The 12,030-nt window shown below is 36.5% G+C and carries 16 protein-coding genes; 10 read left to right on the plus strand and 6 right to left on the minus strand.

The features are described 5' to 3' along the window. Positions 1-53 precede the first annotated feature (53 nt). On the minus strand, positions 54-1,361 hold the full coding sequence (gene der / locus QOL71_RS13065; RefSeq protein WP_120212797.1) for a ribosome biogenesis GTPase Der: 1,308 nt from the start codon (positions 1,359-1,361) through the stop codon (positions 54-56). Positions 1,362-1,550: 189 nt separating this feature from the next. Between der and QOL71_RS13070 the strand changes: the two genes are divergently transcribed. From QOL71_RS13070 to murA, 4 genes are all read left to right on the plus strand, one after another. Then, positions 1,551-2,009: a heme-binding domain-containing protein gene (locus QOL71_RS13070; RefSeq protein WP_283417349.1), complete on the plus strand. Its 459-nt coding sequence runs from the start codon at positions 1,551-1,553 to the stop codon at positions 2,007-2,009. Beyond that, on the plus strand, positions 2,006-2,428 hold the full coding sequence (locus QOL71_RS13075; RefSeq protein ID WP_283417350.1) for a thiol-disulfide oxidoreductase DCC family protein: 423 nt from the start codon (positions 2,006-2,008) through the stop codon (positions 2,426-2,428). Before QOL71_RS13070 ends, QOL71_RS13075 begins: the two co-directional genes overlap by 4 nt. Before the next feature lie 209 nt (positions 2,429-2,637). Next, the gene (locus QOL71_RS13080) at positions 2,638-3,291 is read left to right on the plus strand and encodes a DUF4290 domain-containing protein (protein WP_283417351.1); all 654 of its coding nucleotides are present in this window, start codon (positions 2,638-2,640) and stop codon (positions 3,289-3,291) included. Then, a complete protein-coding gene (murA, locus tag QOL71_RS13085) occupies positions 3,291-4,601 on the plus strand; it encodes a UDP-N-acetylglucosamine 1-carboxyvinyltransferase (protein WP_283417352.1) in 1,311 nt (436 codons plus the stop codon). The genes QOL71_RS13080 and murA overlap by 1 nt, the downstream gene beginning before the upstream one ends. A gap of 42 nt (positions 4,602-4,643) precedes the next feature. Here murA and QOL71_RS13090 read toward each other — a convergent pair whose 3' ends face one another. The 4 genes from QOL71_RS13090 to QOL71_RS13105 form a co-directional block, all read right to left on the minus strand. Further along, positions 4,644-4,952 carry an NIL domain-containing protein gene (locus tag QOL71_RS13090; protein ID WP_283417353.1) on the minus strand — a complete coding sequence of 103 codons (309 nt, stop codon included), beginning with the start codon at positions 4,950-4,952 and terminating at the stop codon, positions 4,644-4,646. A gap of 18 nt (positions 4,953-4,970) precedes the next feature. Further along, on the minus strand, positions 4,971-5,402 hold the full coding sequence (locus tag QOL71_RS13095) for a DUF4395 domain-containing protein (RefSeq protein WP_283417354.1): 432 nt from the start codon (positions 5,400-5,402) through the stop codon (positions 4,971-4,973). A gap of 191 nt (positions 5,403-5,593) precedes the next feature. Continuing rightward, positions 5,594-6,238 carry a YiiX/YebB-like N1pC/P60 family cysteine hydrolase gene (locus QOL71_RS13100; RefSeq protein WP_283417355.1) on the minus strand — a complete coding sequence of 215 codons (645 nt, stop codon included), beginning with the start codon at positions 6,236-6,238 and terminating at the stop codon, positions 5,594-5,596. Beyond that, on the minus strand, positions 6,216-6,671 hold the full coding sequence (locus QOL71_RS13105) for a DUF1801 domain-containing protein (RefSeq protein WP_283417356.1): 456 nt from the start codon (positions 6,669-6,671) through the stop codon (positions 6,216-6,218). Before QOL71_RS13105 ends, QOL71_RS13100 begins: the two co-directional genes overlap by 23 nt. A gap of 84 nt (positions 6,672-6,755) precedes the next feature. On the opposite strand from QOL71_RS13105, the gene QOL71_RS13110 reads away from it, so the two are divergent. The 6 genes from QOL71_RS13110 to QOL71_RS13135 all read left to right on the plus strand — a co-directional run bounded on the left by QOL71_RS13110 (position 6,756) and on the right by QOL71_RS13135 (position 11,571). Further along, on the plus strand, positions 6,756-7,964 hold the full coding sequence (locus QOL71_RS13110; RefSeq protein WP_283417357.1) for a pyridoxal phosphate-dependent aminotransferase: 1,209 nt from the start codon (positions 6,756-6,758) through the stop codon (positions 7,962-7,964). A 116-nt stretch (positions 7,965-8,080) separates the two neighbouring features. Beyond that, positions 8,081-8,524 (plus strand): hypothetical protein, encoded by a 444-nt coding sequence (locus QOL71_RS13115; RefSeq protein WP_283417358.1) that lies wholly within the window; start codon positions 8,081-8,083, stop codon positions 8,522-8,524. Further along, complete coding sequence (murB, locus tag QOL71_RS13120; protein WP_283417359.1) at positions 8,524-9,543, plus strand: UDP-N-acetylmuramate dehydrogenase; 1,020 nt, start codon at positions 8,524-8,526, stop codon at positions 9,541-9,543. The genes QOL71_RS13115 and murB overlap by 1 nt, the downstream gene beginning before the upstream one ends. 65 nt (positions 9,544-9,608) lie before the next feature. Beyond that, positions 9,609-10,310, plus strand: coding sequence for a DsbA family oxidoreductase (locus tag QOL71_RS13125; RefSeq protein ID WP_283417360.1), 702 nt, complete (start codon positions 9,609-9,611; stop codon positions 10,308-10,310). Positions 10,311-10,333: 23 nt separating this feature from the next. Then, positions 10,334-11,137, plus strand: a complete 804-nt coding sequence (proC, locus tag QOL71_RS13130; RefSeq protein ID WP_283417361.1) for a pyrroline-5-carboxylate reductase — start codon at positions 10,334-10,336, stop codon at positions 11,135-11,137. Between the two features lie 2 nt (positions 11,138-11,139). Further along, entirely contained in the window at positions 11,140-11,571 is a 432-nt protein-coding gene (locus QOL71_RS13135; RefSeq protein WP_283417362.1) for a GNAT family N-acetyltransferase, read from the plus strand. Here QOL71_RS13135 and QOL71_RS13140 read toward each other — a convergent pair. Beyond that, positions 11,552-11,992: a VanZ family protein gene (locus tag QOL71_RS13140; RefSeq protein ID WP_283417363.1), complete on the minus strand. Its 441-nt coding sequence runs from the start codon at positions 11,990-11,992 to the stop codon at positions 11,552-11,554. The genes QOL71_RS13135 and QOL71_RS13140 overlap by 20 nt on opposite strands. Between the last annotated feature and the right edge of the window lie 38 nt (positions 11,993-12,030).

The raw sequence follows: 12,030 nt of genomic DNA on the forward strand, positions 1-12,030 counted from the left end.
TTAAAATTAATAAAAAAACCCTTTCAGAACCTAAGCTCTGAAAGGGTTGAAAATTATTTTTGTCTGAAATAAACTTCGATTGGAACACCGGTAAAACCAAACTCTTTCCTAAGCTGATTTTCGGTAAAACGTTTGTATGGCTCTTTCACATATTGCGGAAGATTACAGAAAAATACGAATTGTGGCGATGGTGTTGGTAGCTGCACACAATATTTGATTTTGATATATTTCCCTTTGATTGCCGGTGGCGGTGTTCCTTCAAAAATAGGAAGCATCACTTCGTTCAATTTAGAAGTTTTGATTTTTTTCTTACGGTCTTCATAAACCTGCATTGCAACCTCAACTGCTTTCAGAATTCTTTGTTTTGTCAAAGCAGAAACGAATAAAATTGGAACATCATTGAACTGACCGATTTTATGTTTGATAGCCGCTTCGAAATCACGCATTGTGTTAGTTTCTTTTTCAACCAAATCCCATTTGTTCACCAAAATAACGATACCTTTTCTGTTCTTTTGAGCCAATCCGAAAATGTTCATATCCTGAGATTCCCAACCCAAAGTTGCATCTACCATAATGATCACAACATCGGAATATTCGATAGAACGAATGGAACGCATCACGGAATAAAATTCCAAATCTTCGTTTACCTTAGATTTTCTTCTCATTCCGGCTGTATCCACCAACACAAACTCGTGCCCGAATTTGTTATATAAAGTCTGAATACTGTCTCTTGTTGTCCCGGCAATATCGGTAACGATGTTTCTCTCAACATCCAACAAAGCGTTTGTCAATGTCGATTTTCCAACATTCGGACGACCTGCGATCGTGATTTTTGGCAATCCTTCGAACGGATCCTTGTAATCTGTCGTCGGGAAATCGCTGACAACCTGATCTAGTAATTCTCCGGTTCCGGAACCCGTTGCAGAAGACAATGTAAAATATTTTTCAACACCTAACTGGTAAAACTCGGTGGCCGGCAATTCTTCTTTGGAAGAATCTACTTTGTTTACCACCAAATAAACCGGCTTGTTGGATTTTCTTAATAATTCGAAGATTTCCTGATCTGTATCGGTAAGACCTTCTTCCACATTCACCATAAAAATGATAGAAGTTGCTTCGTCCACCGCCAACTGTACCTGTTTACGAATCTCCTGCTCGAAGATATCGTCTGTTCCGACATCATAACCGCCTGTGTCGATTACTGTGAAGTCCACACCATTCCAATCGGATTTTCCGTAATGACGGTCACGAGTAACGCCGGCTGTAGAATCAACAATAGCTTCTCTTCTTTCTAATAATCGGTTAAATAATGTGGATTTTCCTACGTTAGGGCGCCCAACGATAGCGACAATGTTTGACATAAATTTGTTTAATAATAAGATTATTAATGGGTTACTCTTACTTTAAGAGCCCAAAATTTTTGCAAAGATACGAATTTAGAAACAAGGTTAGAGCTTGAAGTTGCAAAGTCCTGAATTTAAATGAATAATGATTTCTCAAACTACAAAGTATTTTGGAAAGCTTTTTGTAATTTTATTGAAAATCAAACTATGAAAAAAATATTAATTGTCCTTTTAGCAGCTTTTATTATGATTCAGTTTTTTCCGATTGATAAAACCAATCCTGCAACCAATGAAGGAATGGACTTTTTGAAAATCAAAAACACACCCGAACCGATTGCAAAAATGATTCGAAACTCTTGTTACGACTGTCATTCCAATGAAACTAAATATCCATTTTACAGTAACATCCAGCCTGTTGCATGGCTACTGAAAAATCATATCGATGAAGGCAGAAAAGAGCTTAATTTTTCAACTTTTGCAACGTATGAACCGAAAAGACAAGCGCACAAACTGGAAGAGGCTGCCGAAAATGTGGAACAAAGCAAAATGCCTCTGGAAAGTTATCTGCTGGGGCATTCTAATGCAAAATTGACCGATGCACAAAGAAAAGAATTGGCGCAATACTTTAGGAAAATACAGAAAGAAACAGAAACCAACCCGTTATGACAACAGAAGTCTCAGCCAGTTTTAAAGATAAATATATTGTTTTCTATGACGGAGAATGCGGATTTTGCAATCATTGGGTACAATGGATTCTGGAAAAGGATAAAAATGATAAATTTCTATTTGCTTCTCTTCAATCTGAGTTTGGACAAAAATTTTTAAACGAAAGAAATCTTCCGAACCAGATTTTCGACACACTTTATCTTTGGAAACCGCAGAGTTTTTATCTTACAAAATATAAGGCCATTTTAAAAATCGCAACTGAGATTGGTGGAATCTACTCTTTGTCTACGATTGGAAAAATAATCCCGGACTTTATAGGCAATCAGTTTTACAGTTTGATTTCCCGAAACCGGAAAAAGCTGGCAGCTAATCAGTGTTTTTTACCAAGTGCTGAACAACAAAAAAAATTCCTGAATTGAAAACGCGTAAGTGATTGCAACGACATCCTTTTTCTAAATTTGGGAAAAGCTTGGCAGAAAAAGATATAGTGGAAAGCACGACCCGCTTGTTTTTTAGCTTCGGAATTGGTGCAGGAAAAACAAAGGGATACGCCCAAATCTTTTTTTGTTTTTGGTAAAATCTGAAAATAAAATCTTTTCTGATTTTATATTTTTATATTTGCAATATTATGGAATATAATACCGACAGAACACAGTTACTAATGCCCGAGTATGGGCGCAATATACAACAGCTCGTAGAACATTGTAAAACGCTACAGACCAAAGAAGAAAGAAATGAAATGGCGCTTGCAATTGTTGAGTTTATGGGACAAAGAAATCCTCATTTGCGTGATGAAGAAAATTACAAACACAAACTTTGGGATCACTTATTCATTCTTGCTAACCACGACCTGGATGTAGATTCACCATATCCGATTGTATCGGCTGAAGATCTGATCACCAAACCAAGAAAAATGGATTATCCTTCTTTGGATAACGATTATAAATTTTACGGAAAAAGCATTTTACAATTGATTGAAAAAGCGATTGCCCTGGAAGAAGGCGATGAAAAAGACGCTCTGATCCAGGTGATTGCCAACAATATGAAAAAATCCTATAATGTCTATAACAAAGAGCATGTGCAGGATGATGTCATTTTCCGTCATTTGAAAGAGTTATCAGAGAACAGACTGGATCTTACAGGGCTGGATACGCTGGACAAGAGCAAAATCTATTACGCCACTAACAGAAACAACAACAGAAATCAAAATAACAGAAACCAAAATAATAACAATAATAAAAGGAAAAATAACTTCCAAAACCATAAAAATAAAAGAAGATAATGAGCGGAGCTTTCGAAATAAGAGGTGGAAAAAGATTGAGCGGAGAAATTACGCCTCAAGGTGCGAAGAATGAAGCTTTGCAAATTCTTTGTGCTGTTCTCTTGACTGAGGACGAAGTGAGAATCACCAATATTCCTGACATCAAAGATGTTAATAAACTGATCGAGATTCTTCAGGATTTCAACGTGAAAGTAACCAAAAATGGAAAAGGCGATTATACTTTCAAAGCTGACGAAGTTAATTTTGATTATATCAAATCTAAAGAATTCAAAAAAGACGGCGCAAAACTGAGAGGTTCTGTGATGATCCTTGGTCCAATGTTGGCGAGATTTGGTGAAGCCTATTTGCCAACACCTGGTGGAGATAAAATCGGAAGAAGACGTCTGGATACGCATTTCCAAGGTTTTGTGGAATTGGGCGCAGAGTTTTCTTATGATGAGGAAGAAGCTTTCTACTCTTTAACTGCTAAAGAACTTAACGGAAAATTCATTCTACTAGAAGAAGCCTCTGTTACAGGAACTGCGAATATTGTAATGGCTGCTGTTTTAGCAAAAGGAAAAACCAGAATCTACAATGCTGCCTGCGAACCTTACTTACAGCAATTATGTAAAATGCTGAACAGAATGGGTGCTAATATTACCGGCATCGGTTCCAATCTTTTAACTATTGAAGGTGTGGATAAGCTACACGGAACTGAACATACAATGCTGCCGGATATGGTGGAAATCGGTTCCTGGATTGGATTGGCAGCAATGACAAAATCCGAGATCACCATTAAAAATGTTAATTGGAATCAGCTTGGCGTTATTCCAAATACATTCAGAAAATTAGGAATCGAATTGGAACAAAGAGGTGATGATATCTACATCCCTTCTCAGGAAAATTATAAAGTTCAAAAATTTATCGATGGGTCTATCTTAACTGTTTCCGACGCGCCTTGGCCGGGATTCACTCCGGATTTGCTATCTATTATTCTGGTCGTTGCAACGCAGGCAAAAGGTTCTGTTTTGATTCATCAGAAAATGTTCGAAAGCAGGTTGTTCTTCGTTGATAAACTGATCGATATGGGTGCTCAAATTATCCTTTGTGATCCGCACAGGGCAACTGTAATTGGAATGAATCAAGAAACGCCTTTGAGAGGAACAACAATGGTTTCGCCGGATATCAGAGCCGGAAATGCGCTATTGATCGCTGCACTTTCTGCTGAAGGAAAATCGGTCATCCAAAACATCGAACAAATCGATCGTGGTTATGAAAACATCGACGAAAGACTAAGAGCAATTGGTGCTGATATCAGAAGAATTGATTAATAATAATTCAATTAATTATTATAAAAATAAAAAAGGAAGCTTTTATGAAGCTTCCTTTTTTTGCAGAACATCGATCTTGCTGCTCAACAATTTGTATTGCGCCAGATAGTTTTCAATCTTAATTATTTCTTCCTGAGTGATTTTCAACAAGAGTTTAACATTCCCGAAATTATTCCCATTCAGATATTCGATGTGTGCATTCACAATTTTGTAACTGATGTTATAATGGTTGTAAATTGTATAAAGTAGAATATCAAATCTTATCTTCCCATTCAGCTCTATTTCCAGAATGATCTCTTTTTTCGGCGTTGCGAAAAAAGCGTTATTTGTAGTTTCTTGTTTGTAAATCATAGTAATATTTTTGGTGGATTATTTAATTTTATTTTGGATCGGAACAACGACAACCTGATAGATGTAACAGCCGACACAGATCTTGAAAAAGCTCTCCAGGCCGGCCAATATCATCAGTACAACTCCTAATGCGAGAGCTGCGTCATAAAAACCGTTAATTGTCAATAGGAAAATCAGCAATGTGAAAACCGTTCCTAATGTTGCTGCAAATCTCTTTGGTGCTGCAAAAATCGGTTTACGCTTGATATTCAGTATTTTTAAAATAAATTTTGAAAAAAGAGCTAAAGGAGAAATCGATAATCCTAAAGCTCTCAATACAAAATCAAAAACTAAAAGCAAAACCAGAAAAGACCATTTGAAAAATAAGGATACAGCGATGATCACGATCACCAGAAACGCAGTTAATCTCACCACGTTCTCATCCGTATAATATTTGTTGGTCTTATCCATATAATTTCAAATTTTAAATAATAAAGCTCTACCGGTAAGGCAGAGCTTTCACACATTCTCTCCTACCAAATGTCTATTTGGGATTGCACATCATGATATGAGAGAATATGCTTATCATTTAATTCTAAATCTATTGCAAATATAGAAATTATTTAATTCCCACCAAATAAGTATGAATTAAATTTAAAAAATTATTTCAACTCTCCTACTTTGTAAACTTTGTTGGATGCAGCAAGACCATTGGGATTACATCCAGGTTCACCTTCAGGAACTTTTAGGTTCTTGTCGTGATAAAACTTTTCCCAGAAAGCATTGGTCTTTCCTGTTTTAGGGTCAACGAAGGTCATTGGTTCCAATTGGAAGATCTGATTATCCCGGAATGCTCTTTCTACAAAATCTGAGCAATAAAAAGAGTTATCGTCCAAAATATAATTGAAATTATAGGGCTTTCCAACCAAAGATTCCGCTTTGGAAATTGAAGCCGGAATGGATGATTTGAATGCCGATTTCAAGCGATACACGTCGATAGCTTGTCCGGATTTGGTTTGTTCTTTTATGAAATGACTGAGCCTTTGTTTTTGTGAACCACCTTTTGGCGCTGCGTGAAGCACATACAGATGATGTTCTTCTTTTTTCACAATCCCGATGTGATCATACGATGTTTTCTTTTCTGTCTGAGTAACATTGTTAATCGCTCCGGATAACCCGGAATCCGCAGCAGGAACAAAAAGTAAATCACCGTTTTCCAAAATCGAAGTATTGTAAGTTTTGCAGCTTGTTAAAAAGAACAGCGCAAAAATACAGCAAAGTAAATTACTTTTTGAAATTTTTCTCATAAGATTCAATCCATTGATCCACAGTGATTTTCGAACACAACTCGCCCATTAATTCGAATGGAATATCTTCCATCTTTTTGAAACGGATACAGGATTTGCCCATATCCAATTTCTTTTTGGAATGTTTTGGAAACTCCCCTCCAAACCAATCCAAAAGTTTTGGATCCGCATAAATGCCCATATGATAAAACGCTACAAAATTCTTTTGAGAAGCCACACTGATGAAAGGAAGCGGTGTATTTTTCGCACAATGATAACCTGCAGGATAAGTTTCCAAAGGAACACACCAGGTGGCCATTCCGTACTGCATCGTCTGCTGAAAACCCTTTGGAAGATTACTGCCAACAGTTTCCAACAACTTTCTAAAAGCATTTCGTCTTTCCTCAGGAATCTGAGAAATATATTCTTCTATGGTATCAACAAAAATCTGCATCGGAGAATTAATTTCAAATCAAAAGTACTAATTTTTTTTGTTGAAAAATTAAAGCTTATTTTTGTACTCCAAAGTCAAGAAACAATGCCGAAAATATCGCAAAGAGCGCAGCATATGCCTGCATCTCCCGTTAGAAAATTAGTCCCTTTTGCCACTGCAGCTAAACAGAAAGGAATCAAAGTTTATCATCTTAACATTGGTCAGCCGGATATCGAAACACCGGAAACTGCTTTGAATGCTATAAAGAATATCGACCTCAAAGTTTTGGAATATGCCTTATCAGAAGGTAATATCGAGTACAGAAAAGCTTTGACCGACTATTATCATTCTTTAGGATTTACAGATCTAACACCTGATAACTTTATTGTAACCAACGGTGGTTCGGAAGCTTTGAATTTTGCAATTTCCACGCTTTGCGATGACGGAGACGAGATCATTATTCCAGAACCTTATTATGCGAATTATAATGGATTCGCCGGAACTTTCAATATTAACGTTGTAGCAGTTCCTTCTACTATTGATACAGGATTTGCTTTGCCTTCAATTGAAGAATTTGAGAAAAAAATCACGGATAAGACCAGAGCCATTGTCGTTTGTAACCCCGGAAATCCGACTGGTTACCTCTATTCAAGAGATGAACTTCAAAAGCTGGCCGAGATTGCAAAGAAACACGACATCGTGATTATTTCGGACGAGGTTTACAGGGAATATGTTTACGACGGCGAAAAACAGATCTCGATGTTAGAATTCCCGGAAGTTGCGGAAAACGTCATCGTTATTGATTCCGAATCAAAAAGATATTCGATGTGTGGAGCGAGAATCGGTTGTATGATCACCCGTTCCAAGAAAATCCACGATGCTGCCATTCTTTTTGCACAGGCCAGATTGAGCCCTGTTCTTTTAGGCCAGATTGCAGCCACTGCTGCTCACAAAAATGATGCGGAATATATTGCCAAAGTAAGGGAAGAATACACCAGCCGAAGAAATCTTTTGGTAGAACTGTTGAATGAAATTCCCGGCGTGATTTGTCCAAAACCAAAAGGTGCTTTCTATTGTGGTGTAGAATTACCGGTTGATGATTCTGACAAATTCGCTCAGTGGCTTCTGGAAAGCTATTCCAACAACAACGAGACCGTTATGGTTGCGCCAATGGGAGGATTTTACAGCAATCCGGAATTGGGTAAAAAGCAGGTAAGAATCGCTTATGTCCTGAAGCAGGAAGACCTTAAAAGAAGTGTTGAGCTTCTGAAAGATGCAATTGAAAAATACAGAGCTGAGTTTGGTTTGAATTAATTTCAATTCCAAATTCTTCGTCAAAGCCACATAGAAAAAATAGTTTTAAAATCTCTTAAAAATTAAAATTTCTATGTGGTTTTATCATTAAATTTACATCAATCTTAAAATTAATCATGATGAAAATATTAAAAATCGGGTTTATACTTTCTGTCCTTGCAATGCTTCTGATCAATTGCAAAACTTCTGCACAGAAAACAAATATAACATCAGTTTCGTACACGCACACAGCCGGAAGAGGCGGCCGCTCTTTCATCAATGCAACCAAAGATTCCCTGGAATCGAATAAAACCGGTGGAAGATTTGAAGATTACCCTGTCTTCAAAAAGAAAATCAATCAAAAAGATTGGGACAAAATCGTTGCAGACATCAACATTTCTCTTTTGGAAAAAACTAAAAGCGGAAAAGCACGCGGCCATTATGATGGTCCGGATGACATTTTCCGAATCACAACAACTGATAAAGAGTATGAATTAATCAACGTCTCAGAAGGTTCCGAAGGTTATAAACAAATCGAAACCCTTAAAAATAATCTCGAAAATCTTCTTAAAAAATATTAATGTCAATCCAAGAAAACGTTTCTTTAAAACCATACAACACATTCGGAGTTGAGGTTTCAGCCCGATATTTTTCAGAAGTTAATTCTGCCGAGGAATTAATTGAAATAATCAAATTCTCAAAAGCTAAAAAACTCTCGAATCTTTTCTTAGGCGGTGGAAGCAACATTCTTCTCACAAAGGACTTTGACGGACTAGTCATCAGGCTTAATCTGAAAGGCATTACTGAAAAAATCATTGATGACAATCAGGTTTTGGTGACTGCAAAAGCTGGGGAAAACTGGCATCAGTTCGTGATGTATTGTTTAGATAAGAATTATGGCGGGCTGGAAAATCTGTCCTTAATTCCAGGAAATGTGGGAACATCGCCGATGCAGAATATTGGCGCTTACGGAACCGAAATCAAAGATGTTTTTGAAAGTTGTAAAGTCTTGAATCTTGAAACTTTGGAATTAGAAACCTTAAACTCTGGACAATGTCAATTCGGTTACAGAGATTCGATTTTCAAACAGGAAGGAAAAGGGAAATACGTCATTTTGGAAGTAACTTTCCGATTGACCAGAAAAGACCACAAAATTGATGTGGAATATGGTGCAATCCAGTCGGAACTTACAAAAATGGGAATCAGTAACCCAACGATTCAGGATGTTTCCAAAGCTGTAATTAATATCAGACAAAGCAAATTACCTGACCCAAAAGTCATTGGAAATGCAGGAAGTTTCTTTAAAAACCCAACAATTTCTGCTTCACAATTCGAAAATTTAAAACAAAAATTCGAAAATATCCCTGGCTATCCGAATGGTGATTTTGTGAAAGTCCCTGCAGGCTGGCTAATAGAACAAGCCGGTTGGAAAGGCAAAAAAATCGGAAATGTAGCTTCCAACCAACTACAGGCTTTGGTTATTATCAATGCAACAGGAAATGCAACCGGACAAGAGATTTTTGATTTTTCCACGATGATTATTGATTCAGTAAAAGAGAAATTTGGAATTGAATTGGAACGGGAAGTCAATATTATTTAGTTGAAGGTTTCTGGTTGATAATTGATGGTATTTATGATTCTGAAAAATATTTAAAATAAGAAAAAATGAAAGTAGATATCTGGAGCGATACGCGTTGTCCGTTTTGTTTTATTGGAAAAAAGAATTTTGAAAAAGCCCTTCGGAAGTTTGTTCAGAATGATCAGGTTGAAGTCAATTGGCATTCGTTTCAACTGGATCCGAATATGAAAACGGATCTGTCCAAAAATCATTACGAATATCTTTCCGAAATCAAAGGTTTTCCGATGCCTCAAATAATGCAGATGCACGAGAATCTGATCCAAACAGGAAAAAATGCCGGCATTGATTTTAATTTTGATGAAGTGAAAGTTTCCAACTCTTTCAAAAGTCAAATGCTGGTTCAATTTGCCAAAGAAAAAGGAAAAGCAAATGAAATGGAAGAATTGCTTTTCGAAGCTTATTTCATTTCAGGAAAAGATATTGACGATGTTGCTGTTCTTTGTGAAATTGGAGAAAAACTAGGCTTCACTGAAGAGGAAATCCAAAAAGCTGTTGAATCTCCCCATTTAGCAAACCTGGTTAATCAAGATATTTCCGTAGCCAATTCTATGGGAATAAGAGGTGTTCCGTTTTTTGTTTTCAATGAAAAATATGGTGTTTCCGGAGCACAACCAACGGATTTGTTTTCGGAAGTCCTGGAAAAAAGCTGGACAGAGTTTTCTGAAAATAATTCAAAAATCAATATCATCAACGAAGGCGATTCTTGCGAAATCGACGGGAATTGTTAAAATTTAAAACCTAAAAAACACCAATGAAAATTGCAGTCTTAGGAGCAGGAAATATGGGTTTATCATTTTCCAGATCATTTTTGAAATATGAACTGATAAAACCTCAGAACCTGCATCTGATTACAAGAAATCAAAATAAAAAGGAGAAAATAAAATCGATTTTTCCGAATTCTGAAATTTCGTCTTTTGATGAAGTTGAAAATCTAGAAGCAGACTTGATTATTATTGCTGTGAAACCTCAGGATTTTAGTTATGTCGCAGAAAATTTATCTTTCAATATACCCGAAAAATCAATGGTTTTATCAATATTGGCAGGGATCTCGATTGAAAAAATCCAGAAACTGCTCAACCATCAATCCGTTGTAAGAGCAATGCCCAATTCGCCCACTCTTCTCGGAATGGGAATCACAGGTTATACTGCTGCAGAAGGCATTTCTTTCTCCGAATTGATGAACGTTGAACGATTATTAAACTCCACAGGACGTTCTGTTTATCTGGAAGACGAAAGTCTTCTGAATGGCGTAACAGCTCTTTCCGGAAGCGGGCCAGCTTATTTCTATTACATCATCGATGCAATGATAAAAGCCGGAACGGAAATGGGAATCGATGAAAACCTTTCGAAATTATTCGTCAAGCAGACAATGCTGGGCGCTTATCATCTTATTAATAATTCTGATAAATCTTTGGAAGAACTCATAAAAGATGTCGCTTCAAAAGGCGGAACAACAGAAGCCGCCCTTAAAACTTTCGAAGAAAATCAATTGAAATCTATTCTCAAAAACGGAATTTTAGCCGCAGAAAACAGAGCCAAAGAATTAAATTCATAACAATGTATAACCAACAAGTCTTTTATATCTCTACCGACAAATCCAAAATGGATATTGATATAATTCATCAATATCTGTCAGAAGAATCTTATTGGGCAAAAGGAATTCCGAGAGATATTGTCGAAAAATCGGTTGCCAATGCTTTCTGTTTCGGTGTGTTTTACAAAGACAAGCAGGTTGGATTTGCAAAAGTGATTACAGATTTTACGACAATTGCTTATTTGGGCGATGTTTTTATTTTGAATGACTATCGTGGACTTGGTCTGTCAAAATTATTATTGGAAAACATTATGAATCATCCGGAATTACAAGGTTTGAGAAGGTGGATTCTTTTAACTGCTGATGCGCACGAACTTTATAAAAAATTTGGTTGGAATAATATCAAAGATCCGGCAAGATGGATGGAAGTTCATACTAAGAATCCTTACCAATAAACCTTCTGTTCAACCATTGATATATCCAGAATCCTGTTGCCATACCAATTGTATTCAGAATAATATCATCAATATCGAAAATGCCCAGTCTTGTGAAATACTGAAGGCTTTCCACAATGGTAATTGCTGAAAGAAAATGAATAATCAGGTTTTTGAAATCATTAAGTTTCGGAAATATAATTCCTAAAAACCCAAACGGAACAAACATCAGGATATTACCGAAGATATTAATGATAATTGTTTTCCAAAGAATCGTCTGCTCAACAAAACCAGCTGTTGAAAACATAGGAATCATCCTTACAATATTAATATCATACTGGCTTCTGCCAAATCCGAAAAACATCAGATAAAGCAAAAAAAGAATGTAAAGCGGCATCAAAACGCTGCAAACTTTCCGGAATAAAAGCCAGTAATTTTCCATTTTCAAATATCAGCTTATTAGAAAAATCTGGCACAAAG

It is taken from the genome of Epilithonimonas pallida, assembly GCF_900182975.1.
Lineage (GTDB): Bacteria > Bacteroidota > Bacteroidia > Flavobacteriales > Weeksellaceae > Epilithonimonas > Epilithonimonas pallida.

Bases quoted from the DNA above. Each gene is read 5' to 3' on its own strand.
- der (WP_120212797.1), bottom strand. From the start codon at position 1,361: ATGTCAAACATTGTCGCTATCGTTGGGCGCCCTAACGTAGGAAAATCC.
- QOL71_RS13070 (WP_283417349.1), top strand. From the start codon at position 1,551: ATGAAAAAAATATTAATTGTCCTTTTAGCAGCTTTTATTATGATTCAG.
- QOL71_RS13075 (WP_283417350.1), top strand. From the start codon at position 2,006: ATGACAACAGAAGTCTCAGCCAGTTTTAAAGATAAATATATTGTTTTC.
- QOL71_RS13080 (WP_283417351.1), top strand. From the start codon at position 2,638: ATGGAATATAATACCGACAGAACACAGTTACTAATGCCCGAGTATGGG.
- murA (WP_283417352.1), top strand. From the start codon at position 3,291: ATGAGCGGAGCTTTCGAAATAAGAGGTGGAAAAAGATTGAGCGGAGAA.
- QOL71_RS13090 (WP_283417353.1), bottom strand. From the start codon at position 4,952: ATGATTTACAAACAAGAAACTACAAATAACGCTTTTTTCGCAACGCCG.
- QOL71_RS13095 (WP_283417354.1), bottom strand. From the start codon at position 5,402: ATGGATAAGACCAACAAATATTATACGGATGAGAACGTGGTGAGATTA.
- QOL71_RS13100 (WP_283417355.1), bottom strand. From the start codon at position 6,238: ATGAGAAAAATTTCAAAAAGTAATTTACTTTGCTGTATTTTTGCGCTG.
- QOL71_RS13105 (WP_283417356.1), bottom strand. From the start codon at position 6,671: ATGCAGATTTTTGTTGATACCATAGAAGAATATATTTCTCAGATTCCT.
- QOL71_RS13110 (WP_283417357.1), top strand. From the start codon at position 6,756: ATGCCGAAAATATCGCAAAGAGCGCAGCATATGCCTGCATCTCCCGTT.
- QOL71_RS13115 (WP_283417358.1), top strand. From the start codon at position 8,081: ATGATGAAAATATTAAAAATCGGGTTTATACTTTCTGTCCTTGCAATG.
- murB (WP_283417359.1), top strand. From the start codon at position 8,524: ATGTCAATCCAAGAAAACGTTTCTTTAAAACCATACAACACATTCGGA.
- QOL71_RS13125 (WP_283417360.1), top strand. From the start codon at position 9,609: ATGAAAGTAGATATCTGGAGCGATACGCGTTGTCCGTTTTGTTTTATT.
- proC (WP_283417361.1), top strand. From the start codon at position 10,334: ATGAAAATTGCAGTCTTAGGAGCAGGAAATATGGGTTTATCATTTTCC.
- QOL71_RS13135 (WP_283417362.1), top strand. From the start codon at position 11,140: ATGTATAACCAACAAGTCTTTTATATCTCTACCGACAAATCCAAAATG.
- QOL71_RS13140 (WP_283417363.1), bottom strand. From the start codon at position 11,992: ATGGAAAATTACTGGCTTTTATTCCGGAAAGTTTGCAGCGTTTTGATG.